This is a genomic window from Stella humosa (assembly GCF_006738645.1).
GTDB lineage: Bacteria > Pseudomonadota > Alphaproteobacteria > ATCC43930 > Allostellaceae > Allostella > Allostella humosa.
In genome coordinates this window covers 2,291,221-2,313,681 of the sequence record NZ_AP019700.1, presented here as the reverse complement: position 1 = coordinate 2,313,681, position 22,461 = coordinate 2,291,221, and the positions used below count along the sequence as shown (strand labels likewise).

General features: G+C 69.2%; 24 protein-coding genes and 1 tRNA gene. 11 read left to right on the top strand and 14 right to left on the bottom strand.

Features of this window, described 5'->3' with window-relative positions; genetic code table 11:
* Nucleotides 1–155 precede the first annotated feature (155 nt).
* The 4 genes from STVA_RS10825 to STVA_RS10810 all read left to right on the top strand — a co-directional run bounded on the left by STVA_RS10825 (nucleotide 156) and on the right by STVA_RS10810 (nucleotide 4,163).
* Entirely contained in the window at nucleotides 156–1,082 is a 927-nt protein-coding gene (locus tag STVA_RS10825; protein ID WP_197735841.1) for an NAD(P)-dependent oxidoreductase, read from the top strand.
* A 71-nt stretch (nucleotides 1,083–1,153) separates the two neighbouring features.
* Nucleotides 1,154–2,125, top strand: coding sequence for a Bug family tripartite tricarboxylate transporter substrate binding protein (locus STVA_RS10820; protein ID WP_123687969.1), 972 nt, complete (start codon nucleotides 1,154–1,156; stop codon nucleotides 2,123–2,125).
* A gap of 77 nt (nucleotides 2,126–2,202) precedes the next feature.
* Nucleotides 2,203–2,658, top strand: coding sequence for a tripartite tricarboxylate transporter TctB family protein (locus STVA_RS10815; RefSeq protein ID WP_123687968.1), 456 nt, complete (start codon nucleotides 2,203–2,205; stop codon nucleotides 2,656–2,658).
* Between the two features lie 2 nt (nucleotides 2,659–2,660).
* Entirely contained in the window at nucleotides 2,661–4,163 is a 1,503-nt protein-coding gene (locus STVA_RS10810) for a tripartite tricarboxylate transporter permease (protein ID WP_123687967.1), read from the top strand.
* 13 nt (nucleotides 4,164–4,176) lie between these two features.
* Here the strand turns inward: STVA_RS10810 and STVA_RS10805 are convergent, their stop codons facing one another.
* Nucleotides 4,177–4,923, bottom strand: a complete 747-nt coding sequence (locus STVA_RS10805) for a substrate-binding periplasmic protein (RefSeq protein ID WP_123687966.1) — start codon at nucleotides 4,921–4,923, stop codon at nucleotides 4,177–4,179.
* Between the two features lie 73 nt (nucleotides 4,924–4,996).
* Nucleotides 4,997–5,071: transfer RNA gene (locus tag STVA_RS10800), tRNA-Val, on the bottom strand.
* 177 nt (nucleotides 5,072–5,248) lie between these two features.
* Between STVA_RS10800 and STVA_RS10795 the strand changes: the two genes are divergently transcribed.
* The 3 genes from STVA_RS10795 to STVA_RS10785 are packed head-to-tail and all read left to right on the top strand — an operon-like array spanning nucleotide 5,249 to nucleotide 7,470.
* Nucleotides 5,249–6,160, top strand: coding sequence for an N-formylglutamate amidohydrolase (locus STVA_RS10795; protein WP_123687965.1), 912 nt, complete (start codon nucleotides 5,249–5,251; stop codon nucleotides 6,158–6,160).
* Nucleotides 6,157–6,699, top strand: a complete 543-nt coding sequence (locus STVA_RS10790; protein WP_123687964.1) for a GNAT family N-acetyltransferase — start codon at nucleotides 6,157–6,159, stop codon at nucleotides 6,697–6,699. Before STVA_RS10795 ends, STVA_RS10790 begins: the two co-directional genes overlap by 4 nt.
* Nucleotides 6,700–6,732: 33 nt before the next feature.
* Nucleotides 6,733–7,470 (top strand): RraA family protein, encoded by a 738-nt coding sequence (locus tag STVA_RS10785; RefSeq protein ID WP_197735840.1) that lies wholly within the window; start codon nucleotides 6,733–6,735, stop codon nucleotides 7,468–7,470.
* Nucleotides 7,471–7,501: 31 nt separating this feature from the next.
* On the opposite strand, the gene STVA_RS10780 is transcribed toward STVA_RS10785, so the two are convergent.
* Together STVA_RS10780 and STVA_RS10775 are read right to left on the bottom strand one after the other, a co-directional pair.
* Nucleotides 7,502–7,792 (bottom strand): YMGG-like glycine zipper-containing protein, encoded by a 291-nt coding sequence (locus STVA_RS10780; RefSeq protein ID WP_123687963.1) that lies wholly within the window; start codon nucleotides 7,790–7,792, stop codon nucleotides 7,502–7,504.
* Between the two features lie 19 nt (nucleotides 7,793–7,811).
* Nucleotides 7,812–8,198 carry a Rap1a/Tai family immunity protein gene (locus STVA_RS10775; protein WP_123687962.1) on the bottom strand — a complete coding sequence of 129 codons (387 nt, stop codon included), beginning with the start codon at nucleotides 8,196–8,198 and terminating at the stop codon, nucleotides 7,812–7,814.
* Between the two features lie 306 nt (nucleotides 8,199–8,504).
* Here STVA_RS10775 and STVA_RS10770 point away from each other — a divergent pair, with 306 nt between their 5' ends.
* Nucleotides 8,505–9,611, top strand: a complete 1,107-nt coding sequence (locus STVA_RS10770) for an aminotransferase class V-fold PLP-dependent enzyme (RefSeq protein WP_142235740.1) — start codon at nucleotides 8,505–8,507, stop codon at nucleotides 9,609–9,611.
* Nucleotides 9,612–9,702: 91 nt separating this feature from the next.
* On the opposite strand, the gene STVA_RS10765 is transcribed toward STVA_RS10770, so the two are convergent.
* Nucleotides 9,703–10,407 (bottom strand): SDR family NAD(P)-dependent oxidoreductase, encoded by a 705-nt coding sequence (locus tag STVA_RS10765; RefSeq protein WP_123687960.1) that lies wholly within the window; start codon nucleotides 10,405–10,407, stop codon nucleotides 9,703–9,705.
* A gap of 584 nt (nucleotides 10,408–10,991) precedes the next feature.
* Nucleotides 10,992–11,933: a LysR family transcriptional regulator gene (locus tag STVA_RS10760; RefSeq protein ID WP_123687959.1), complete on the bottom strand. Its 942-nt coding sequence runs from the start codon at nucleotides 11,931–11,933 to the stop codon at nucleotides 10,992–10,994.
* Nucleotides 11,934–12,245: 312 nt separating this feature from the next.
* Here STVA_RS10760 and STVA_RS10755 point away from each other — a divergent pair, with 312 nt between their 5' ends.
* Genes STVA_RS10755 through STVA_RS27615 form a run of 3 tightly spaced genes read left to right on the top strand, consistent with a single transcriptional unit; the run spans nucleotide 12,246 to nucleotide 14,513 of the window.
* Nucleotides 12,246–13,646: a pilus assembly protein TadG-related protein gene (locus tag STVA_RS10755; RefSeq protein ID WP_170216282.1), complete on the top strand. Its 1,401-nt coding sequence runs from the start codon at nucleotides 12,246–12,248 to the stop codon at nucleotides 13,644–13,646.
* A gap of 5 nt (nucleotides 13,647–13,651) precedes the next feature.
* A complete protein-coding gene (locus STVA_RS10750; protein ID WP_123687957.1) occupies nucleotides 13,652–14,116 on the top strand; it encodes a TadE/TadG family type IV pilus assembly protein in 465 nt (154 codons plus the stop codon).
* A complete protein-coding gene (locus tag STVA_RS27615) occupies nucleotides 14,106–14,513 on the top strand; it encodes a TadE/TadG family type IV pilus assembly protein (RefSeq protein WP_170216281.1) in 408 nt (135 codons plus the stop codon). Before STVA_RS10750 ends, STVA_RS27615 begins: the two co-directional genes overlap by 11 nt.
* A gap of 14 nt (nucleotides 14,514–14,527) precedes the next feature.
* On the opposite strand, the gene STVA_RS10740 is transcribed toward STVA_RS27615, so the two are convergent.
* The 8 genes from STVA_RS10740 to cpaB are packed head-to-tail and all read right to left on the bottom strand — an operon-like array spanning nucleotide 14,528 to nucleotide 22,458.
* Nucleotides 14,528–15,313 carry a tetratricopeptide repeat protein gene (locus tag STVA_RS10740; protein ID WP_123687955.1) on the bottom strand — a complete coding sequence of 262 codons (786 nt, stop codon included), beginning with the start codon at nucleotides 15,311–15,313 and terminating at the stop codon, nucleotides 14,528–14,530.
* A gap of 8 nt (nucleotides 15,314–15,321) precedes the next feature.
* Complete coding sequence (locus STVA_RS10735; protein WP_123687954.1) at nucleotides 15,322–16,281, bottom strand: type II secretion system F family protein; 960 nt, start codon at nucleotides 16,279–16,281, stop codon at nucleotides 15,322–15,324.
* Nucleotides 16,278–17,276 carry a type II secretion system F family protein gene (locus tag STVA_RS10730; protein ID WP_123687953.1) on the bottom strand — a complete coding sequence of 333 codons (999 nt, stop codon included), beginning with the start codon at nucleotides 17,274–17,276 and terminating at the stop codon, nucleotides 16,278–16,280. The genes STVA_RS10735 and STVA_RS10730 overlap by 4 nt, the downstream gene beginning before the upstream one ends.
* The gene (locus STVA_RS10725; RefSeq protein ID WP_123687952.1) at nucleotides 17,249–18,595 is read right to left on the bottom strand and encodes a TadA family conjugal transfer-associated ATPase; all 1,347 of its coding nucleotides are present in this window, start codon (nucleotides 18,593–18,595) and stop codon (nucleotides 17,249–17,251) included. The genes STVA_RS10730 and STVA_RS10725 overlap by 28 nt, the downstream gene beginning before the upstream one ends.
* Nucleotides 18,592–19,812, bottom strand: a complete 1,221-nt coding sequence (locus STVA_RS10720; RefSeq protein WP_123687951.1) for a CpaE/TadZ family protein — start codon at nucleotides 19,810–19,812, stop codon at nucleotides 18,592–18,594. The genes STVA_RS10725 and STVA_RS10720 overlap by 4 nt, the downstream gene beginning before the upstream one ends.
* Nucleotides 19,812–20,120 (bottom strand): hypothetical protein, encoded by a 309-nt coding sequence (locus tag STVA_RS10715; RefSeq protein WP_142235739.1) that lies wholly within the window; start codon nucleotides 20,118–20,120, stop codon nucleotides 19,812–19,814. The genes STVA_RS10720 and STVA_RS10715 overlap by 1 nt, the downstream gene beginning before the upstream one ends.
* A 5-nt stretch (nucleotides 20,121–20,125) precedes the next feature.
* Complete coding sequence (locus STVA_RS10710) at nucleotides 20,126–21,589, bottom strand: type II and III secretion system protein family protein (protein WP_123687949.1); 1,464 nt, start codon at nucleotides 21,587–21,589, stop codon at nucleotides 20,126–20,128.
* Complete coding sequence (cpaB, locus tag STVA_RS10705; protein ID WP_123687948.1) at nucleotides 21,586–22,458, bottom strand: Flp pilus assembly protein CpaB; 873 nt, start codon at nucleotides 22,456–22,458, stop codon at nucleotides 21,586–21,588. Before cpaB ends, STVA_RS10710 begins: the two co-directional genes overlap by 4 nt.
* Nucleotides 22,459–22,461 lie beyond the last annotated feature (3 nt).

Sequence of the window (22,461 nt, the reverse complement as noted above, 5' to 3'; positions counted from 1 at the left end):
ATATTCCTCCAGCATCGACCGGCATGCGCTGTCGCATCCGGTGATGCTGATGAGGCGCGCTCAAGCGCCCGGGGCGTTGGGGAAGAAGCGTGGCGAGGGGGGACGGCATGGGTTCGACGATCATCGTCACGGGCGCAGCACTGGCCCCGCCGGCCATGGAGACCGCGGCGCGTCTCGGCGCGCGCGTCCTGACGCTGAAGCCGTACACACCACCGGCCGAGATCGCGGCCCTTGCCGCGGCAGAGCGGGCCGATGCGATCATCGTGCGCGCCGCCCACGTCACCGACGAGGTGATCGGCGCAACCCCGACCCTGAAGGTGATCGTGAAGCACGGCATCGGCGTCGATACGATCGACCTCGCCAGTGCCACGCGCCGTCGCATCCCGGTGCTGATCACCCACGGCGCCAATGCGCAGTCGGTCGCCGAGCACGCCTTCGGACTGATGTTCGCCGTGATGCGCCGGACGGCGTGGCTCGATTCCCGGATGCGTGCGGGCCACTGGGACAAGGCCACCAGCTTCGGCCATGAGCTCTTCGGCCGGTCGCTCGGCATCGTCGGCCTCGGCAGTATCGGCAGCGCCCTGGTCGAGCTGGTTCGCCCGCTGCGCATGCACATCCGCGGCTATGACCCGTTCTTCCGCGGCGACATCGCGGGCGTGGAGATCGTCGGCGACATCGACGACCTGCTCCGCCAGAGCGACATCGTCAGCCTCCACGCGCCGCTGACGGCGGATAACCGCAACCTGATCGACGCCCGCCGCCTTTCCCTGATGAAACCCGGGGCAGTGCTGATCAACACGGCGCGGGGCGGCCTGGTGGATCACGAGGCGCTTGCCGCCGCCCTGTCCGGCGGCGCCCTGTCCGGCGCCGGAATCGATTGCTTCCCGAGCGAGCCGCCGGCCGACAATCCGCTGGCGAACCTGCCGAACGTCGTGATGACGCCGCATGTCGGCGCGAACACCCGGGAGGCGGCCGAGCGCGTGGGAATCCGCGCGATCGAGCAGGCGCTCGACGTGATCGCGGGCCGGCGGTTCGATCCGCGCGCCAACGTCAACCCTGGCTATGCGGATACCGCTGCCTGAAGCAGGCGGGCGATCGAAATGGACCAAAGCGGCCGAAGCGCCGCCGGCACCGACAGGAGGAGGAAACCAGCATGAGGACCGCACGCATTCTGGCCGGCGCAGTGGCGCTTGGCGTCGTCGCATCGTCGGCCGTCATCGCACAGGACTATCCGACCAAGCCCATCCGCCTCGTCGTCCCCTTCCCGCCCGGCGGCGGCACCGACGTCGTCTCGCGCGTGATCGCGACCAAGCTCGGTGAATCCACCGGCTGGACGTTCGTCGTCGACAACAAGCCGGGCAGCGGCGGCAGCGTCGGGCTCAGCCTCGCCGGCAAGGCAGCCGCCGACGGCTACACGATTGTCATGGCGCAGAACGCCAACCTCGTGATCAACCCCATCCTCGGCAAGGCCAACTACGATCCGATCAAGGACTTCGCACCGATCGGGCTCGCCGCGACGGCACCCCAGGTGCTCGTCGTCGCCAAGGAATCGGCGATCAAGTCGGTCGACGACCTGCTGGCCACGGCCAAGGCCAAGGGCGGCAAGATGACCTTCGCCTCGCCCGGCATCGGGACGAGCTCCCATCTGGCCGGCGAGTTGCTGCAGCAACTGGCCCAGGTGAAGTACCGGCATATCCCCTACAAGGGTGCCGCACAGGCGCTGCCCGACCTGATGGGTGGGCGGGTCGACATCTACGTCTCCTCGCTGCCGTCGGCGATGGTCCAGATCAAGGAGGGCGTGCTGCGTCCGATCGCGCTCTTCTCGACCCGTCGCGACGCGGACCTGCCCGACGTTCCCACCTTCGAGGAAAGCGGCATCAAGAACTCCGACGCCGCCACCTGGTGGGGCCTGGCGGCCCCGGCCGGCACGCCGCCGGCCATCATCGCCCGCCTCAATGCCGAACTGAATCGGGTGCTGGAGATGCCGGACACCAAGGCCAGGCTGCGCGCCGCCGGTGCCGACGCGCTGGGCGGCAGCGCCGAGACGTTCGCCACGCTGATCCGGACGGACGTTCCGAAGTGGACCGCCGTCATCAAGGCGGCCGACATCAAGGTGCCCGACTGACACCTTGGCAGGGCGGACATCGCCGGCAGGATGGTAGCGTGAGACGCTTCCGTCTTGCCGGCTGACCGAGAGGCCTTATGAAATCAAAGCTCGCGGGAAATCAGGACGCGCTGGCCGGGTTGATCTTCATCGCGCTTGGCGCCATCGGCCTGCTGATTGCACTCCGGTATGAGTTCGGGTCCTCGACCGAGATGGGGCCCGGCTACTTTCCGAGGGTGCTGAGCCTGCTGCTGGTCGGGTTTGGCGGGGTGATCCTCCTGCGGGGCCTGCGTAGCGGGGTTGCCGTCGACGGCATCTGGGCCTGGCTGCCGCTGGCCCTGGTCACCCTGTCGATCATCCTGTTCGGGGCGGCGATCGAACGCCTGGGCCTGGTGCCGGCCGTGGCGTTGCTGATCGCAGTCTCGGCCTACGCCGGCCACGAATTCCGGCCGGGCGAGGTCGCCATCCTGACGGCCGTCATGGCGATCTTCGCCGCCGCGGTCTTCGTATGGGGCCTCTCGCTCCCTTATCCACTGTTCGCCTGGAGCTTCTGACGATGGAGTTCCTGGACAATCTGGCGCTGGGCTTCGGCGTCGCGCTCTCGCTGCAGAACCTGGCCTACTGCTTCCTGGGCGTGCTCCTCGGCACCCTGATCGGCGTTCTGCCCGGCGTCGGGCCGCTGGTGACGATCTCTATGCTGCTGCCGATCACCTACGGGCTGTCGCCCGTGTCGTCCGTGATCATGCTGGCCGGCATCTACTACGGCGCGCAGTATGGCGGCTCGACCACCGCCATCCTGGTCAACCTGCCGGGGGAGACCTCGTCGGCCGTCACCTGCCTCGACGGCTACCAGATGGCGCGCAAGGGGCGGGCTGGCGTGGCCCTCGCCATCGCCGCCCTGTCCTCCTTCGTGGCCGGCTGCATCGGGACCGCCCTGATCGTCGGGCTCGGCGTGCCGCTCGCCGGCTGGGCCCTGCGCTTCGGTGCCGAGGACTATTTCGCGCTGATGCTGCTCGGGCTGGTCGCGGCGTCCGTCCTGACCCACGGCGACCTCATGAAGGCGCTGGCCATGGTGGTCCTCGGCCTGCTCGTGGGGCTGGTCGGCACCGACGTCAATTCCGGTGCCGAGCGCTACACCTTCGGCCTGCCGGAACTGGCCGACGGCATTGGCTTCACGGTGCTGGCGGTCGGCATCTTCGCGGTGTCCGAGGTCGTCTCCAATCTTGAGCAGAAGGAGCGGCGCGAGATCTTCACGCGCAACATCGGGGGGCTGATGCCCGCCTGGGCAGACATCAAGGCCTCGATCCTGCCGACGCTGCGCGGCACAGCGATCGGCGCGTTCTTCGGCATTCTTCCCGGGACCGGCCCGTCGATCTCATCCTTCTCGGCCTACATGGTGGAGAAGCGGCTGGCGCGCGATCCGTCGCGGTTCGGCCAGGGCGCCATCGAGGGCGTCGCATCGCCCGAGGCGGCGAACAACGCGGCGGCCCAGACGGCCTTCATCCCGATGCTGACCCTGGGCATTCCCGGAACGGCGACGATGGCACTGATCCTGGGCGCCCTGGTGATGAACGGCGTGCAGCCCGGCCCGTCGGTCATGACCCGCAGCCCGGAGCTGTTCTGGGGCGTGATCGCCAGCATGTTCGTCGGCAATGCCATGCTGGTGGCACTCAACCTGCCGCTGGTCGGCATCTGGGTGCGGCTGTTGACGATCCCCTACCGGTGGCTGTTCCCGGCGATCATCCTGTTCTGCGCGCTCGGCAACTACAGCCTCAACAACAGCGCGATCGACGTCTATCTCTGCGCGGCTGTCGGCGTGCTGGGCTACGTCTTCGCCAAGCTGAAGTGCCCGCCAGCCCCCCTAATCCTCGGCTATGTGCTGGGGCCGATGATGGAGGAGAACGTCCGCCGCGCCCTGCTGCTCTCGGAGGGGGACCTCTCGATCTTCGTGCGCAGCCCGATCAGCGCCAGCCTGCTGGTGGTCTCCGCCCTGCTGCTCGTCACCATGATCCTTCCGGCCATCCGCCGGAAGAAGGAGCAGGCGTACAGCGAAGGTTGATGCCGGGCGCTGGCTACCGCCCGTAGGTCGCGACGTTGGCGGCGATGAAACGGTCCAGGTCCTCGCGCAGCCGGCTCGCGATCCGCAGCGGATAGGCAAGGCCCTCGGCCGGCACGAGGGAATGGGCATCGATGACGGCCAGTTCCGGATGGCGGCCGACGAAGTCGTCGCTGGTGACGCTGCCATCGGCGAAGGCGTCGAGCCGCCCGGCCATCAGGTCGGCAATGCCGACCTCGGCGTCGGCGTACCCCTTCAGGAACGCCCCGCCCGGCGCGCGGGCACGGACATCCCGGTCGGCCGATGAATTGGTGACGAAGCCGATGGTGCGACCCGGGAAATCGGCGATCGTGCGCAGCGCGCCCGCCTCCTGGCGGCGGATCAGCAGCGTCCGCAGGACCGTGAAATAGGGCCGGCTCCATTCCACGCCCGCACTGTGCCGCGACGGGAAGTCGGTGATCCCCGCTGCCGCAAGGTCACACTCATCCCGTCCGGGACGCAACCAGATCCCATCGAAGGGAAAGTCGCGGAAAACGAGCGCCATGTTCCGGCTGGCAGCGAACCGGCGGAGAAAATCGACGTCGTAGCCGACGAGGTTGCCACCGTCCCGGTAGAGAACCGGCCGGAAGGCGGTGCTGGCGCAGACGGTGATGGTCTCAGGGGCGATCGTCTGCGCGGCGGCTACTGTCGGAGCGGCTACTGCCAGAATGGCGCCGAACAGGGATCCCAGGGTCCGGCGAACGCCGGTCGAACGCTGCGGCATGCACTGCCCTCGCCCGGCAACGAGGAACGAAGCCCTGACGACCGAGGCGACTTCGGTCCCCCGAAAGGAAGAATGGTGGGCGCGACAGGGATTGAACCTGTGACCCCTACGATGTCAACGTAGTGCTCTCCCGCTGAGCTACGCGCCCACGCTCTTCCGTGGGGCCGGTCCGCCAAGGGGCCGGCCGCGGGACCGGCGATGTAGCACTGGCAGCACCGGTTGGCAACGGCATCTTGCGGGCGGGCAGGCTTTTGTTCGGCCGGCGGGTCGGCGGGCCGGTTCGCGCGTGACAGTGCGGCACCGGGTTTGCCATCATCGGCCGGGCATGGACTCTTCAGGCGATCTTCCGGGCGACGGCACGGGCCGGCGCGATCTCGGGCATGCCATCGACCGGCCCGCGCGGCCGGCGGCGGTGCCGGCGACGGCGATCGTCTTCGCCTCCCCCCATTCCGGCCGCTGCTACCCGGCCGACCTGCTGGCCGCCAGCCGGCTCGATGCGCAGGCCCTGCGCCGGTCGGAGGACTGCTTCGTCGACGAGCTGTTCGCGGGCGTGGTCGAGATGGGGGCACCCTTGATCCGCGCGCATTTCCCGCGCGCCTACATCGACCCCAACCGCGAGCCCTACGAGCTCGACCAGGCGATGTTCGACGCGCCCCTGCCGGCCCACTGCAACACGCGCTCGCCCCGGGTGCAGGCGGGGCTCGGCACCATCGCCCGCATCGTCGCCAGCGGCGCCGACATCTATGCCCGCAAGCTGTCGGTCGCCGAGGGGCTGGCGCGCATCGAGCGGCTGTACAAGCCCTATCACCGCGACCTGGCCCTGCTGCTGGACGAGCGCCGGGCGGCCCATGGCCATGCCATGCTGATCGACTGCCACTCCATGCCCTCGATCGGCGGCCCGCACGACTTCGATCCCGGCCGCCGCCGGGCGGACTTCATCCTGGGCGACGCGCACGGCGCCTCCTGCGCGCCGGCGGTGGTGGACGCGGTGGCGGCCGTGCTGCGGGGCCTGGGCTACCGGGTGACGCACAACGCGCCCTATGCCGGTGGCTTCACCACCACCCATTACGGCCGGCCGGCGGACGGCGTGCACGCCCTGCAGATCGAGATCAACCGCGACCTCTACATGGACGAGGCGCGCTATACCCGCAAAGCCCAGCTCGGCCGCATCGCCGGCGAAATGCGCCAGGTGATGGGCCGCCTGGCCGAGCTGGAACCACGGAAGCTGGCGGCGTGAGCCAGCCCCCTGCCCCACCGCCGCCACTGGTCCGCGACGCGCTGCCGGCCGACATCCCGGCCATCGCCGCCATCTATGCCCACCACGTCCTGACGGGCTTGGCCTCCTTCGAGGAGACGCCGCCCTCCGTCGAGGAGATGGCGCGGCGCCACGGCGAGGTCGCCGGGCGCGGCTATCCCTACCTCGTCGCCACGGTCGACGACCGGATCGCCGGCTATGCCTATGCCGGCCCCTACCGCCCACGCCCGGCCTATCGCCATTCGGTCGAGAACTCGGTCTACCTGGCGCCCGACCGTCAACGCGCCGGCATCGGCTCGGCCCTGCTGGCGGAACTGATCCGGCGCTGCGAGGCGGCCGGCTTCCGGCAGATGGTGGCTGTTATCGGCGACAGCGCCAATGCCGCCTCGATCGGGCTGCACGAGCGGCTGGGTTTCCGCCGCGCCGGGTTGCTGACGGCCATCGGCCACAAGCATGGCCGCTGGGTCGACAGCGTGCTGATGCAGCGCCCGCTCGGCCCGGGAGACGCCACCCAGCCCTAGCACCAATCAAGAAGCGCCCGAAGGAGGGAAACCATGCCCGCGATCGAAGCGATGCCGCTGCCGCCGGGGGTGACGGAGCTGCTGCTGCAGGCCAGCACCGCCACCATCACCATGCAACTCCTGAAGCGCGGCTTTCGCGGCCTGGCGATCAACGGGGTGCGGCCGATGAACCCGGCGGCCGCCCGCTTCGCCGGCCCGGCCGTCACCCTGCGCTACATACCGGGCCGCGAGGACATCTGCCAGGCGCCCAAGCCGACCGACCCGGACAGCGCCCAGCGCATCGCCATCGAGGGCACGCCGGCCGGCCATGTGCTGGTGATCGGCACCGAGCGCGAGATCCGCGCCGGCACGCTGGGCGACATCCTGGCCTGGCGGCTGAAGATGCGCGGCATCGCCGCCGTCGTCTCGGACGGGGCCATGCGCGACGCGCCGGTGATGGCCGGCATCGACCTGCCGATCTTCGCCGCCGCCAACGCCGCCCCGGCCAGCATGACGAACCTGCATCCGGTGGAGGTACAGGTGCCGATCGGCTGCGGCGGCGTGCCGGTGTTCCCCGGTGATGCGCTGGTGGGCGACCTGGATGGGGTCGTCGTCATCCCCCGCCACCTGGTGGAGGAGGTCGCCCGTGATTCCGCCGAGCAGGAGCGGATGGAGCGCTTCGTGCAGCGTGAGGTCCGGCGCGGACGGGCGATCGGCGGGCTCTATCCGCCGGACGACGCGACCAAGGCCCAGTATCGCGACTGGCTCCAGGCCGGCGAGCCGGAGGACTGATCCCCCGGCCCGCGCACCTGAAGCGACGAGGCTAGTAGCGACGGCGCGGCGGCGCGCGCCGGTCGTTGTAGCCGCGATAGTAGGCGTCGGCCTCGGCCTGCTTGTGCTGGTCCCAGAGGTAGCCGCCGGCGAGGCCGGCCGCACCGCCCAGCACAGCACCCAGGCCGGCATTGCCGCCGATGGCACCGATCACGGCGCCGCCGCCGGCACCGATGGCGCCGCCGGACAGCACCCGCTGCTCGGTCGGCGACATGCCGGCGCAGCCGGCGACGAGAAGGCCCGCGAAAAGGACGGTGCCGACGGTTCGGATTGCGTTGGTCATCTGGCCAATTCCTTCCAGGTTAGCGGCAGGGCCAGGTGGCCCGCGCGAAGCGGAACAGGCTGTCGACCGCCTCGGCGCTGGCCTCGGCCGGGTTGGCCTTCACCCACTCGACGAACATGCCGATGGCCTGGGACCGCGTCGGGCGTTGGTCCGGCAGGCAGAACGGGCGGGGCGCGCCCGGGCGCGGCGAGCCCAGCGCCTGGTACTGGTCGGCGACGCCGGCCATGTAGCCGTGGCAGAAATGCAGTGCCTGGCTGCCGAGCGGGTCCTGCGGCTCGACCGTGCACAGCGCCACGAGATTGGACGTCCGCGCGACCAGGAAGTCGTCCTGGGTCACCGCGGCCGTGGCCGGCAGCGCCGCCGACAGGCAGGCCGCGGCGGCGGCCGCGGCGAAAAGGGATCTCATGGTTCTCGTACCTCCGGGTTGGGACAAATCCAGATCTAGGGCAGACGAACTCGTCCCGCCATAACTCGTATCGCCATCGTGCCGGCACCTTCGCCAGCGGCGAAGCAACGCCCGGGGCGGCAAACCGGTTCCGCCTTCCCGTGCGGCCCCGCTATAGTAGCGACAAGCTGCCGCAGCCCGGCACCCCACCCCGAGCCCCAAGCGTGTCACGATGACCCCGCCCCCACCATCGACCTGGAGCGCGCGCGCCGCGAAACCCCGGGCACCGCCGCCGTCAACCACCTGAACAATGCCGGCGCGGCGCTGATGCCGCGGCCGGTGCTGCAGGCCGTGCAGGACCATCTGGCCCGCGAGGCCGAGATCGGCGGCTACGAAGCGGCCGACGCGGTGGAGGCCGCACTGGAGACGGGCGTCTACCAGTCGATCGCCAGCCTGATCAATGCCGCCCCAGCCGAGGTGGCGGTGATCGAGAACGCGACCCGCGCGTGGGACATGGCCTTCTATGGCGTCCGGCTGCAACCGGGCGACCGCATCCTGACGGCCGAGGCGGAGTATTCCTCGAACGTCATCGCCTTCTTCCACCAGGCGCAGCGCCGGGGTGCGGTGGTGGAGACGGTCCCGTCCGACGAGACCGGGCAGATCGACCTGAAGGCGCTGGGCCGCGCGCTGGACGTGAAGAAGCGCAAGGGCCGGGTCGGGTTGGTGGCCGTCACCCACATCCCGACGAATGGCGGCCTGGTCAACCCGGCCGTCGCCATCGGCAAGCTGGCCCGGGCGGCCGGCGTGCCCTACCTGCTGGATGCCTGCCAGTCGGTCGGCCAGATGCCGGTCGACGTGGTCGAGATCGGCTGCGACATGCTGTCGGCCACCGGCCGCAAGTTTCTTCGTGGGCCGCGCGGCACCGGCTTCCTCTTCGTGCGCCAGGACTTCCTCGACAGCATCGACCCGCCCTTCCTCGACAACCACGCCGCCACCTGGGTGGCGCCGCACCGCTACGCGCTGCGCCCCGATGCCCGCCGGTTCGAGAACTGGGAGAGCTTCATCGCCGGCAAGCTCGGCCTGAAGGCCGCGGTCGACTATGCGCTGGGCTGGGGCCTGGAGCCCATCCATGCGCGCACCTGCGGCCTGGCCCAGCGCATGCGCGACGGGCTGGCGACCATCCCCGGCGCCCGCGTGCTCGACATCGGGCGCGAGAAGTGCGGCATCGTCAGCTTCGCGTTGAAATCCCAGCCGGCCGAGGCCGTGCAGCAGGCGCTGGCCGCCGCCCGCATCAATGTCAGCACGTCGACCGTCTTCGGCACCCGCTGGGACATGGAGCGGCGCGGGATCGACAAGCTCGTGCGCGCCTCGCCCCACTACTACAACAGCGAGGAAGAGGTCGACGCCATGGTGGAGGCGGTCGGGCGGCTGTAGAGCCGGCCGTAGCCTCAGGTCGGAAGGAAGCGGGCGGCCGGGCGCATGCGCGTATCCTCCGGATGTCGGATGGGGACGGCAGGCGCGCTGGCTAAAACGTCTCGACCCAGGGGCGAACCTCGATCTCCCAGCTCCAGGCGTTGCGGGGCTGGCGCAGCAGCGCCAGGTAGGTTTCGGCGATCGCGTCCGGGTCCAGCGTGCTGTCCGGCCGGTCCGCCGGGTCGCCACGGGTGGCGCTGCGGATGCCGCCGTCGATCACGACATGGGCCACGTGGATGCCCTGCGGCGCCAGCTCGCGCGCGGCACTCTGGGCCAGGCCGCGCAGGGCGAACTTGCCCATGGCGAAGGCGGCCGAGCGGGCGAAACCCTTCACGCTGGCGGTCGCGCCCGTCAGCAGGATCGCGCCATGGCGGTGCTTCAGCATGCGGCGGGCCGCCTGCTGGGTCACCAGGAAGCCGCCGAACGCGGCCACCTCGATGGCACGCCGGACCGCCTCTGGGTCGAGGTCGACCAGTGGTCCCGGCGAGCGGCCCGAGGCGTTGTAGATCACGACATCGGGCTCGCCCAAGCTGGCATCGACGGCCTGGAAGAGACCAGCCACCGCCTCGGCCCCCGACGCGTCGACCGCATAGGTGCGGGCGCCGATCTGCTCGGCCAGCGGCGCCAGCTTGGCCGGATTGCGGGCCGCCAGCCCGACCTGGACGCCGGCCGCCGTAAGCGCCCGCGCCAGCGACGCGCTGAGGCCCGCGCCAGCACCGACGATGAGGGCGGTGCGATAGGGGAATGCATGGCTCATGGGGCGAATCCTTGGTTGGCGGCGACGGGCAGCATAGGAGACGCCCTCGCGCCGTCCCGCCACAACCCGGATTTCGCGCCTCGCGCCCGTATCATTCTCCGCCTGCCGCATGCGTTAACGCGCGATCCCGCTACCGCAAGCCGTCGAGCGCATCCATGCTGAGGGGGAAGCGGGCCAAAGCCCTTGAGGAAAATGGTGCCCGGGGGCGGACTTGAACCACCGACACGCGGATTTTCAGTCCGCTGAAAATCGTTATATATCAATGGGTTTTGCACCATCGCACTGTGGATAAGCCTGTAAATAACCACTGATCTGCAAAACTCGCCAGAGGGCCCGCCGGCCGCTGGCGCGGTCCTTTCGGCGGCAGGAGCGCCCGTAAATGTCTTACGATTCCGACGACCAGGTGGACGCAGTCGCGCGCGAACCTGTCTCAGCCATCGATTCTCCCTGTTCTACAGGGAAATTACTGGTGAGCAATTTCTGCGACCAAGACGACAAACGTCCTGCTTCGAGAATCCACCCGTGTTAGTGCCTTTGGACGTCGTCCAAGAATGGCAGCAGATTGCCGGAAAGTGTCTGCCTACCTACAAGCCAATCTGCGTCTGCCGCGACAGATCGCGATTCACGTTGCGAAAGACGTGCAGAAGATCCAGACGGTGGAAATCGCTGCGATAGTGGATATGCAGATTGATATGCATATTCGCATCGAACAGCCGCGTCACGATCACTCCGCTGCTACGCGATTCAAAGGTCGTGTAGGCTGAAAGCAGGCCGACCCGGCGGCCTTGGCCAATGAAGCCGAGCGTGGCTTCCTCCGTGCCGCCCTCCACAGCGGCATGCACCTGCATACCAACCGCCAGAAAGGCGGCGTCGATGCGCGACCGGCTGACGCAGCGGACGCAGGGTAGCGCTAGCTCCTCGTTCAGCAGATCGGCCGGCTTGATCTTCTTCAGCCTGGACAGCGGATGGTTCGCCGGCATCGCGACGACTATGGGCAGGATGCCGATGTGATCGGACGTGATCGACGGGTCGTCCGATGGCTCTGCCGATAGGGCGATGTCGAAATCGCCGGCCACCATTCCGGCACTGACATCGCGATCGGGTACCGGCTCGACCCGCCACTGGATCTCCGGAAACTGCAGGGCCGTGTGCGAAATGGCCTCCTGGCCGAACCGGAGGCCCAGCGAAGAGGCGACCGCGACGACGATGGTCTCAGCCATCGAGGCCCCCTGGCGATGGATCAGGCTGCCGAACGCCTCGATGCTGGCGATACAGCGCCCGACGCCTTCCAGCACAGAGCGACCGCGCAGCGTTAGGACAAGCCGACGCTGGGACTGGCGTTCGAAAAGGTCGAAACCCATGTAATCTGAAAGGCGCGCCATCATCTGGGTCACAGCCGGCTGCGATACTCCGAGCAGCTTTGCCGCCTCCGTCATGCTGCCCGTCTCGACGATCAGCTTGAACGCAAGCAGGGTCTTGTAGCGGACGATACGCTCCAGCTGCTCGATCTCGTCAGGCGCCTTCATCAAATCCTACTCCGGCGCTGCCTTCCGGGGCACCGGACGGCAGCGTTGGTTGCTCCACGATCCGCTCGTGCAGGCGGACCGCTGATCTGCAGTTCGATCGCCTTCCCCGGCGCGTTCCCCCGAACGACCACGACCCAGCAGACAGGCGCGCCACTTCGCTCGCCCGTGCCGGCACGAAACGCTTGGGGACGCCAGGACGCGCCAGCAACAGCAAATGTTCATGGCCGCGCCTCCTCATCGATACTGCATTGCGCTTTCTTGCTCAATGGATTCGGCGTAATATCCGCCCGTGACATGACCTGGGGTTCGACAATGGCGGCCATGATGTCGCTGGACCATCTTGCGGCCGGTACACGACGTTTGCCTGCGTCGCCGACCCATACGCTTGAGATGCTAGTGCGAATATTTCGCAGTCTCGGCCGGGCACAAGATGGCGCCACGGCTTTGGCGTTCGGTGTGACCGCGACGGTGGTCATCGGGTTCGCCGGCGTCGCGGTGGAAGGCGGCTCCTGGTATGTCCAGCGGCGGAGCGCCCAGACGGCCGCCGACACCGCGGCCTTCGCCGGCGCCATGGCGGTTTCGGCCCAGGCTGCCGCCCTGGGCGCCGCACGGGAGACGAGTGCCCGGAACGGCTTCACCGACGCGATCGACGATACCCTTGTTACCGTGAACCATCCGCCGATCAGCGGCGCCGCCACCGGCGACATGACGGCGGTCGAGGTCGTCGTCCGGCGCCAGATTCCGCTTCAGCTTGCCGCACTGTTCATCCAGGGCGCCACGGAGGTGACGGCACGCTCGGTTGCCCGCGCCGAGATCCTGCCCGGCGGGGCCGCCTGCGTGCTGACGCTGGGCAACGGGTCGCCGCAGCAGGTCAGCATGTCGTTCGGCGGCAACGGGCTGGTCTCGGCATCCAGCTGCAGCCTGGTCTCGAACTCCTCGATCAGCCAGACGGGCAGTTCCAGCGTCCGGGCCTTCACGATGCGCTCGGTCGGCTCGATCTCGGTCAGCAGCCCGGAGAATGTCGTCCTCGACCGGCCGGCCAGCGCGCAGCAGCCGGCGACCGTCGATCCATTCGCCGCCGGGACTCCCGGCACGGGGATTCCGCTGCCAGCCAGCACCGGCACCTGCAACAGTACCGGACAGAGTGTCGGATCGAATGCCAACGTCGCCCTGGCGCCCGGCCGCTACTGCAGTTCCGGCAATTCCCCCGCACTGGACATCAAGGGTACGGCCCGCCTGTCGCCCGGCGTCTACTATCTCCAGAACGGTGATCTCGACATCGGCGCCCAGGCCAATGTCACTTGCCCGACCTGCACCCCCGGCAATGGCGTGACGTTCGTCTTCACCGGGAGCTCGGCCTCGATCGGGGGACCGCAGGTGAATGGCGGCGCCACCGTGAACCTGGTCGGCGGCACCGCGGGCTATACTGGTGTCCTCATGTACCAGGATCCCCGGATATCGAGCGCCGGCTCCTATACGCTGAATGGCGGTGGCAACATCAACACTGCCGGCCTGTTCTATTTCCCGAAGTCGAACCTGACCATGAACGGAAATTTCGGGGGCTCGTCCACATCCTGCAAGGCGTTCACGTCGGCCTCCCTCACGATCACGGGCACGGCCGATCTCTATGTCGATGCACAGGGCTGCGCGACGCTGGGCGTGGATCCGGCCACGCAGCTGCCGCAGATCCGCATAGTCCGGCTGTCGGAGTAGTTGGGATGATCGCTTGCGCGCGCCGACCATCACGACTGGGCCAGTTCCTGCGATCCGTGCGCGGCAGCTCGGCCGTCGAGTTCGCCATCATCGCGCCGGTGCTGATCGTCGTGCTGGGCGGTCTGGCCGACCTTGCCATCGCCCTGCACCGCACGATCGGTCTGGAGAACGCGGCACGTGCCGGCGCCCAGCACGCCATGAGCTTCCCGGACGATGCGCCGGGAATTGCCGCCGCCACCGTCGCCGCCCTGGGCGGGACTGTCGGCGCGGTCTCGGTCGCGGCCGCGCATTGCGTCTGCCCGGGCACGAGCGGGCCCAGCGTATCCTGCGATGGCACGCCATGCAGCGGTGCCGCGGCGGGGCGCTATGTCTCGGTCAGTGTTACCGCATCGGCGGAGACGATCTTCGGGCTGGCGGCGATCGTGCTGCCCAGCAGCTTCACCGGATCGGCGGTCGCCCGTGTACGCTGAACCGGCCCGCTGCCTGTGGGCGGCGTGGCGCTCCTCCCGGGCCGGCGTGGCCGCGCTCGAGTTCGCGCTGGTGGCGCCGATCTTCCTGGCCCTGATCTTCGGGATCATCGATCTCTCCCGCTACACCTTCTCGGTCATTTCCGTCCGGCATGCGGCGGCTGAGGCGGTGCGGGCGGCGTCCCTCGGGCGCTCGTCCAATGACGTCCAGCAGATCGCCCGGACCCAGGCGCCGTTCCTCGGCGACGCCCTTTCGGTCAGCTGCTCCGGCTGCGTCGGTGCCGACGCCAGCGCCGTGCGGACCTACAGCGTGACAGCGACCTTCAACTTCAGCTTCCTGCTGCCATTCCTGCCGGCGACCACGGTCGCGATCCAGGAAAGCACCCAGATCACCTACTGAGCTGGGCGGCCGCTTCAGTTCTGCGCGCCGCCCGACCGCAGGATGGCGGCGCTGGCCAGGAACGCGTCCTGCTCAGCCGGGGTAAGGTCTGAGCCGAGCAGGCGCCGCGCCCCCGCCAGATCGCCACCCATCGCCGTCGCCAAGGCAAGATTGTGCCGGATGGGTATGCTGGTCGCATCAGTCGCCCGAAGCGCACCTAGGCCTTCCGTGGCCTCGGGCACCTTCCCCGACATCGCCAGCGACAGCGCCAGGTTGTTGCGCGCGCCGGGATGCTCGGGCGCGCTGCGCAACGCGCGGGCGTAGTGCCGCTGGGCGATCGCGTGCTCGCCCGCCAGATCGGCCGTCACCCCCAGACCGTTCAACCCCTCCACATGATCCTGTTCCACCTTCAGCAACTGCTGGAAATGCCCGCGCGCGGCGGCGATATCGCCGGAGCGGACGCGCGCGCGCCCCGCCGCCAGCAAGAGCGCCGGGTCCTGCGGGCGGACCTTGAGCCCCTGCTCCAGCCCGGCCGCGGCCTCCGCGAAGCGGCCCTGGGAGGCAAGCAGGTTGGCCTGGCGCAGCCGCACGTCGATGTTGTTGGGGTCACCGGCCAGCGCGGTGCGATAGATCTCGGACGCGACATCGAGGTTGGCATTGGCCTCGGCGACATTCGCCAGCCGCATCCGGGCGTCCGCCAGCGGTGACGGGGCGTTTGCCCTGGGCGACATGGCCGGCTTGGGGGCCGCGGCCTCCTTGGATGCCGTGGCGCAGCCGGCGCCGACCAGGGCAAGGGCGATCGGAAGGACAAGGCGGATCATGGGGACCCCTACCGGTTGAAGGATTCGATGAGCTGCACGAAGGACGGCCCGGCCAGCAGCAGCACCAGGCAGGGCAGGATGAACAGCGTCAGCGGCAGCACCAGCAGGGCCGGCAGACGGGCGGCCCGCTCCTCGAACTCGACCAGGCGCTCGTTACGCATCTCGGCCGCCAGGCTGCGCAGCGCCTGGCCCAGCGGGGTGCCGTACTGGATGGTCTGGGCCAGGGTCGCCCCCACCCGCCGCAGCCCAGCCATGTCCGTCCGTTCGCCGAGATTGACCAGCGCCTGGCGACGGTCGGACAGCAGCCGCAGTTCGTTCGAGAGCGTCTGGAATTCCGAGGCGATTGCGCGGTTGGAAGGGGCCATCTCCGCGGCCACCCGTTCGACCATGCTCTCCAGGCCCAGCCCCGCTTCCGAGCAGATGACCATGAGGTCGAGCGTGTCGGCCAGGCCCATCCTGACCTGCTTCATGTAGCGCCGCTGCATCCAGCCCAGCGCCCAATTCGGCCCCAGCAGGCCGACCACCAGACCGAAAGCCGACAGCGTGACCCGGGTCGAGAACTGGGCGCCGGCCAGGACCGTCAGCCCATAGACGAGCAGCGGCAGCGCCACCAGCAGGACGATCTTGGTGCCGATCACGAGCGGCACGACGTTGCCGGGACGATAGCCGGCTGCGGCGACGGCACGCTCCAGTTCCCGCCGATCCTTCTCGGGCAGGATGGCGGTATTGCCCAGCAGGCCACCCAACCATCGCAGCATCCCGTCCATCGACAGGACCGAGGGTTCGGAGGACGGCACGTATCGGGCGCCGTCCCGCTGCAGGCGATCCATGCGCGCCGCCAGCCGGCGCTCGTCGGCGTTGCGCGCCGCCAGCCAGCCCGCGGCACCGACCAGCAGCAGGATGCAGGCCAGCACGACCAGGCCGGCGGTCACCATCGCGGGGTCGAACGGGCTGCCGGCGGCGGTCATGTCACGGACAGGCTTTTGCGGATCATCGCGCGCATGGTCAGAATCCCCATCAGCATCAGCACGACGACCGTGGCCGCGATCGACGCCCCCTTGGGGTGCACGAAATAGAAGGCGACGTAGCGCGGGTTCAGGACCGTGAGCAGCCCGAACGCGATCAGCGGTATCACCGCGAGGATGGCCGCCGACATGCGGGCCTGGCCGGTCAGCGCCTTTCCGCGCGCAGCCGTCTGCACCCGCTTGCGAACGATCTCGGCCAGGTTGTCCAGGGTTTCGGTCAGGTTGCCGCCGGTCTGCTGATGCAGGGCGATCGTCACGGCGAAGAAGCCGTATTCCCGGAGCCCGGTGCGGTCGTAGAGGCTCAGCAGGCTGTTCTCGAGCGGGATGCCGATGGCCTGCTCGGCGTTCACCTGGACGAACTCGCGCCGCGTCGGCTCGGGGCTCTCGCGGGCGATCGAGCGGATCGCCTCGCTGACCGGGATGCCCGCGCGCATCGCCCGCGCGATCATGCCCATAGCATCGGGCATCTGGTTGAACAGCTTCTCCCGGTAGGACGTGCGGCCATAGGAGAACATGCTGCGGGCGGTGAGACCGCCGACGATGACGCTGGCGGCAATCGCCGTGGGGCGATCGAACATCGCCCCGGCGAGGATGGCAGCCCCCGCCCCCGCCGCCACGGCCAGCAGCACCACCGCGGGCCATGGCATCGGGTGCTCGTGCGGCCGCGTGATGTCGAAGGCGAAGACCCGGACCAGCAGCCCCGCCACCGTGCCCGAGGCGCGCCGGTCGATCTGGATGCTGGTCTGCGCGACCACAACCGCCCGCCGGGCCGCCGGCCGTCCGATCTCCCCCAGCCGGCGCGTCAGGCGGGCATGCCCCAGGTCCCGCACGAGGAGGACCATGCTCGCGCCGAGCACGACGAGGAGGCAGACCGTCGCGACGGCCACCAGGTCCAGCGGCATGACGCGGCTCAGAATTCGGCCACGGCGTTCATCCATGCCTTGTCGAGCCCGTGATACTCGATCCGGTGGATGAACCCGGGGCGGATCATGGCCGCGCGGTAGCGGCCGACGATCCTGCCGTCGGCGTCGTCGCCGACATACTCGAAGGTCACCAGGTCGTTCATCGTGATGACCTCACCTTCCAGGCCGCGCACCTCGCTCACCTGGATGATCCGGCGCGTGCCGTCGCGCATGCGCTCGATCTGCACCACCATGTCGATCGCGCTGGCGATCTGGGTCCGGATGGCTTTTACGGGCAGTCCAAAGCTGCCCATCTGCACCATGTTCTCCAGGCGGATCAGCGCGTCGCGGGCGGTGTTGGCGTGCAGCGTGCCGAGCGAGCCGTCATGGCCGGTGTTCATGGCCTGCAGCATGTCGAAGGCCTCGGGGCCGCGCACCTCGCCCAGGATGATGCGGTCGGGCCGCATGCGCAGCGCGTTGCGCACGAGTTCCCGCTGCGAGATCTCGCCCCGTCCTTCCAGGTTGGCCGGCCGCGTCTCGAGGCGGACGACATGGGGCTGCTGCAGTTGCAGTTCAGCTGCGTCCTCGATCGTGACGACGCGCTCGCCATCGTCGATCTGCCGGCTGATCGCGTTCAGCAGCGTCGTCTTCCCCGAACCGGTGCCGCCCGATATCAGGATGTTTAGGCGACACTGGCCAGCGATCTCCAGCAGCTTCGCCACGCTGGGGGTCATCGACCCGAACTCGACCATGCGGGCGAAGTCGATCCGGCGGCGCGAGAACTTGCGGATCGATATGCAGGGCCCGTCGAGCGCCAGCGGCGGCATGACGATGTTGACGCGGCTGCCGTCGGCCAAGCGCGCATCGACCATCGGGCTCGACTCGTCGACCCGCCGTCCGACCGCGGCCGCGATCTTCTGGGCCACGCCCGCCGCATGCATGGAATCCCGGAACTGGATCTCCGAGCGCTGCAGCTTGCCGCCCTTCTCGACGAAGATGCTGAAGGGACCGTTCACCATGATGTCGGTGATGGCGTCATCGGCCAGCAGCGGCTCCAGGGGGCCCATCCCGATCATGTCGTCGACGATGTCGCGCGCGAGCGTCGTCTGCTCGCGCGCCGACAGTTCGATGCGGTGCCGGTCGGCCAGCTGGTGCACTAGGCGCTCCAGTTCCTGCCGCAGGCGGCTTGCCGGCATGTCCGCGGCCGAGATGGCGTCGATCTGCTCCATCACCAGCGCCCACAGCCGGATCCGCGATTCCTTGGCGCCGGCGTTGGCATCGGGCGTCCGGGTAGGCGCATCGACCTCGACCGGGGTCGGCGACGGCTGGTCGACGCGGCGTCCGAAGGCGGTCATCGGCTGATCGCCCGTCGGAACCAGCCTGTCCGCGCCTTGTCGACGCGGACGCCGGAAATCTCGCCCGCCAGCCCCAGCATGGAAGCCCGGAAGGCGCGGCTGCGCTTCACCGCCGGGATGCCGAGATTGGCGGCCACGATCATGTCGTTTGGGATGTCGGGTATCTCGAAGTCCACCTTCGCGGGCAGCGCGTTGTTGACGAGGTTGGTCGGGATGGCGTGCCGGCTGCCCGCCCGGTTGAGCACCAGGAGCGGCGGGTTAGTGTCGGGCATGGCCGCCAGCATGACCCGGAGCCGGCCGGCGTCGCGGATCGAGACGATCTCCGGGTTCATCACGACCAAGCGCGTGTGGGCCAGGCCGTAGATTGCGCGGATCGCCGGGTCGGCCGGTGTCGGCATATCGACGACGACGTAGTTGGACCGGCGGCGCAGTTCGGCCATCAGCCGGGTTACCCCCTCGGTCGTTGGCCTCGGCGTCGACTCGAAGGGTTCCTCGGCGGCGATCAGGCGTAGGCGGTCCGATACCGGGACCGAGGTGCGGTCGATGAAAAGGGCGTCAACACGGTCGGGTTCCTCCAGAGCGATCCGCAACCCGGCCGATGCCTTCAACCCCATCATGATCGCAGCGGCGCCGGACTGGAGATGCATGTCGATGAGCGAGACATATCCACGGGTCTGCTCGACCAGCTGGATCGCCAGGTTGGCGGCTATCGTCGTCGCCCCCACCCCGCCGCGCGCGCCGCAGACGGTGATGATCCGGCCGCCGATATCCTCGCCGGCCGCTGGGCTGCGCCCCTGCACGATCGGCAGGAAGTAGCGACCGACATTGTTGCGGGTCAGCGGCTTGCTCAGATACTCCAGCACGCCCAGGCCGCGCACAATGTCCCGGTAGAAGGACACGTCCCGCGATTCGCCTACGACCAGCACGCGGACATCGCGCTCGCATACGTTCGCCAGGTCGTTGAGCGCCACCAGCGGGTCGTCCGCGTCGCTCACGTCGACGATCAGCACCTGCGGCGTCGCCTCGTGCGCCATGTCCTTGATGGCCTTGCGGATCCCGCCTCGCTCGACCGTCAGCCCGTCGCCCAGACCCTCCATCGCCAGGCGCAGGACATCGGCCGATTCGGCATCCGTTATGTAGGCGATGACCAGCGGCCGTGCCGGTGCCGGCGTCCTTTGGTCGCCGCCGGCATCGGCCCTGGCCGTGTCCCGGCGCATCAGCGTCCCGGGCCGGTGGACGGCGCCGGCCCGACCCGCGACGCGCGGACGTCGGGCAGCGACTTCACCTTGTCGTCGCGCAGCCGGCCTATTGCCTGGGACGCCTGCCAGCCCCGGCCGCCGCTGCTCTCGGCGCCTTGCGACAGATGCGCCGGGTCGGCGACCATGGCGCGCAGGTTGGTGTCGTTCGACCCGATCGGCCGCCAGGTCCCCTCGCGCTGGGTCGGCTCGACCGGCGCCGAACAGCCCGCGAGCGCCAGAGCCACCGTGCTCAGCAGCAGCCTTCTCCAGCAACGATGCCTGGACATGCCATCTACTCCAGTATGAAGCCGGCCTTGCCGGGTACCTTGGGGGCCGGGCCGCCGCGAGTGATCTGCCGGTGGAGGAGGATGCGCTCGATGTCGTTGGCCGGGCGGAAGCCATCGTTCGGCAGGCTCAACCCCTTGGGATCGCTGACCGGGCGGACGATGTAGGGGGTAATGATGATCACCAGCTCGCTGTCGTTCTGGCGAAACCGGTCGGACTTGAAGAGAGCACCCAGGACCGGCACCTCGGACAGGAACGGCAGGCCGGAATTTGTGATCCGCGTGCCGTTCTGGAGCAGCCCGGCGATGGCGAAAGACTGGCCGCTGCCCAGCTCCACGGTGGTTTCGGCCCGCCGGACCCGCAGGGCCGGGACCTTCACCACCCCGCCCGAGACCGGCACGCTGATGGCGCCTTCATCCGACAACTCACTGACTTCCGGACGCACCTTGAGGCTGATACGGCCGGAATCGACGATCGTGGGCACGAACGCCAGGGACACGCCGAACTGCTTGAACTCGATCGTTATGCGGTCGCCATCGGCCGCGACGGGCACGGGAAATTCGCCGCCGGCCAGGAACGAGGCGGTTTCGCCGCTCTGCGCCGTCAGGTTGGGCTCGGCCAGAATGCTGATCAGCTGGTCCTCGGCCAGGGCGTCGATCAGGCCGTTGATATCGAGCGAGTTCGTCTTGTAGCCCAGGCCGATCAGGTTGCGGCCGGCCTCGGTGCCGGACCCGATCGCCGTGCCCGCCGCCGTACCGGTCAGGAGCCCGAAATTGAACCGGCCGCTGCGCAGCGCCTGCCAGTTGAAGCCTAGCTCCCGGGTGATGGTGCGCGACACCTCCGCCACGCGGACCCGCAGGTTGACCTGCAACGCGCCCGTGACACGGACATCGTCCAGCAGGCTCTCCCCCTCCTCCAACGCGCCCTGGGCGAGGGTTATCGCGCGGTGGGCGTCGTTGGCGGTCGGCACCTCCCCCGCCAGCGACAGGCCGCCCGGCACCCGCTGCAGGGAAAGCCCGGTGGCGCCCGGTATCGCGACGCGAAGGGCGGCCTCCAGCGCCTTGAGCACGACGGCCGGATTGGGGGCCTTCGGCGCCGCGGCGGCGGCCGGGGGTGCCGCGGCTGCCGGCTTGCCGTCGCCCGAGCGCGGTGCCCCGCCGACGACGACATCGTAGGTAGCGATCTCCGCCCCGTCGGCACTGGTCGCAATCACGATCGTCCGCCCCGGGGCGACGGCGGCGATGAAGAGCGTGGTCGGCGATGCCGCCTGGACCCTGGCGATCCGGGGATCGGCGGCGAAGACGGTCGAGGCGGCCTTGGACAACGTGATGAGCTGGCCGCCGCCGACCTCCATGGTCAGGCGACTGCGATGCGGCGTATCGGGCGGGGCGGCCAGCAGGGTCTCGGGACCCGTCAGGGCGAGCGACGCCAGGAGCAGAAGCACATGCAGGCCGCGCCGGAGCCCGGTCATTTGAAGACCACTTCCTGGCGGTCGTCGCCCTGGATGATCCGCATTCTGGCACCGACCGGACGCTCCGTCGCGTCGACCTGGGACAGGGCCGGGGAAACGTCGCTGCCGAATATCGACGGCCGGGTCGGCGCCGGGTCCTCCGTGGTCACGGCCATGGCGCGGATCGTCAGGGACAGTTTTCCCAGCTGGGCGGCCACGGCAAGCCGCTCGGCCTCCTGCGCACCGGTCTCGATCGTCACCGTCCGCGCGATCTTGCCGTCCGGCCCGGTGTGGTTGCCGGTGGCACCCTGGGCCAGGTGCTGGTCGACCGCGATCACGCGGACATCGTTCAGGACCGTCTCGCCGACGACGCGCCGCGACAGGCTGGCGACGTTCTCGCCAAGTGTCTGGGTCAGCAGCACGTCCACCCGGTCGCCCGGCCAGATCAGGCCCGCAGTACCCGAGACCGCATCGACCCCGACGGTGGCCGCCCGCATGTTGGGCCGCAGGACCGCTGCCAGGAACCCGCGATCGCGCGGACGCAGGACGTCATCGGGGCCGAGCGGCTCGCCAGGTTCCAGGTAGCGACGGACCAGGGCGCCCGCGAGCTCGGCCCGTACCTCCGGCGTATCCCGCAGCAGGCGCGCAGTCCCGTCCGTCGCGGGAACCTCGCGCACCGACAGGTCCTCGGACCGCAGCAGGGATCCGGGGGCGATCGACTTCGTGACGACAAGAGTCCGCACCAATGCCGGTCGCGACATCTCCACGGCGGCGACCTGGGCGGACGTGCCGCGGGCGCGGTACTGCGGCAGCAGCATCTGCATCGCGATGATGGAGAGGCCGCTGGCGGCCAGCACGATCAGCGCGATCAGGAGGGAGCGAATGGCCATCGT

What these genes read in the sequence shown, in the direction of transcription:
- STVA_RS10825 (WP_197735841.1), top strand. Translation starts at nt 156, where the DNA reads ATGGAGACCGCGGCGCGTCTCGGCGCGCGCGTCCTGACGCTGAAGCCG.
- STVA_RS10740 (WP_123687955.1), bottom strand. Translation starts at nt 15,313, where the DNA reads ATGATCCGCCTTGTCCTTCCGATCGCCCTTGCCCTGGTCGGCGCCGGC.
- STVA_RS10735 (WP_123687954.1), bottom strand. Translation starts at nt 16,281, where the DNA reads ATGACCGCCGCCGGCAGCCCGTTCGACCCCGCGATGGTGACCGCCGGC.
- STVA_RS10760 (WP_123687959.1), bottom strand. Translation starts at nt 11,933, where the DNA reads ATGAAGGCGCCTGACGAGATCGAGCAGCTGGAGCGTATCGTCCGCTAC.
- STVA_RS10820 (WP_123687969.1), top strand. Translation starts at nt 1,154, where the DNA reads ATGAGGACCGCACGCATTCTGGCCGGCGCAGTGGCGCTTGGCGTCGTC.
- STVA_RS10775 (WP_123687962.1), bottom strand. Translation starts at nt 8,198, where the DNA reads ATGAGATCCCTTTTCGCCGCGGCCGCCGCCGCGGCCTGCCTGTCGGCG.
- cpaB (WP_123687948.1), bottom strand. Translation starts at nt 22,458, where the DNA reads ATGGCCATTCGCTCCCTCCTGATCGCGCTGATCGTGCTGGCCGCCAGC.
- STVA_RS10750 (WP_123687957.1), top strand. Translation starts at nt 13,652, where the DNA reads ATGATCGCTTGCGCGCGCCGACCATCACGACTGGGCCAGTTCCTGCGA.
- STVA_RS10795 (WP_123687965.1), top strand. Translation starts at nt 5,249, where the DNA reads ATGGACTCTTCAGGCGATCTTCCGGGCGACGGCACGGGCCGGCGCGAT.
- STVA_RS10815 (WP_123687968.1), top strand. Translation starts at nt 2,203, where the DNA reads ATGAAATCAAAGCTCGCGGGAAATCAGGACGCGCTGGCCGGGTTGATC.
- STVA_RS10805 (WP_123687966.1), bottom strand. Translation starts at nt 4,923, where the DNA reads ATGCCGCAGCGTTCGACCGGCGTTCGCCGGACCCTGGGATCCCTGTTC.
- STVA_RS10785 (WP_197735840.1), top strand. Translation starts at nt 6,733, where the DNA reads ATGCCCGCGATCGAAGCGATGCCGCTGCCGCCGGGGGTGACGGAGCTG.
- STVA_RS10720 (WP_123687951.1), bottom strand. Translation starts at nt 19,812, where the DNA reads ATGCGCCGGGACACGGCCAGGGCCGATGCCGGCGGCGACCAAAGGACG.
- STVA_RS10770 (WP_142235740.1), top strand. Translation starts at nt 8,505, where the DNA reads ATGCCGCGGCCGGTGCTGCAGGCCGTGCAGGACCATCTGGCCCGCGAG.
- STVA_RS10730 (WP_123687953.1), bottom strand. Translation starts at nt 17,276, where the DNA reads ATGGATGAACGCCGTGGCCGAATTCTGAGCCGCGTCATGCCGCTGGAC.
- STVA_RS10715 (WP_142235739.1), bottom strand. Translation starts at nt 20,120, where the DNA reads ATGTCCAGGCATCGTTGCTGGAGAAGGCTGCTGCTGAGCACGGTGGCT.
- STVA_RS10755 (WP_170216282.1), top strand. Translation starts at nt 12,246, where the DNA reads ATGGCGGCCATGATGTCGCTGGACCATCTTGCGGCCGGTACACGACGT.
- STVA_RS10765 (WP_123687960.1), bottom strand. Translation starts at nt 10,407, where the DNA reads ATGAGCCATGCATTCCCCTATCGCACCGCCCTCATCGTCGGTGCTGGC.
- STVA_RS10710 (WP_123687949.1), bottom strand. Translation starts at nt 21,589, where the DNA reads ATGACCGGGCTCCGGCGCGGCCTGCATGTGCTTCTGCTCCTGGCGTCG.
- STVA_RS10780 (WP_123687963.1), bottom strand. Translation starts at nt 7,792, where the DNA reads ATGACCAACGCAATCCGAACCGTCGGCACCGTCCTTTTCGCGGGCCTT.
- STVA_RS10725 (WP_123687952.1), bottom strand. Translation starts at nt 18,595, where the DNA reads ATGACCGCCTTCGGACGCCGCGTCGACCAGCCGTCGCCGACCCCGGTC.
- STVA_RS10810 (WP_123687967.1), top strand. Translation starts at nt 2,661, where the DNA reads ATGGAGTTCCTGGACAATCTGGCGCTGGGCTTCGGCGTCGCGCTCTCG.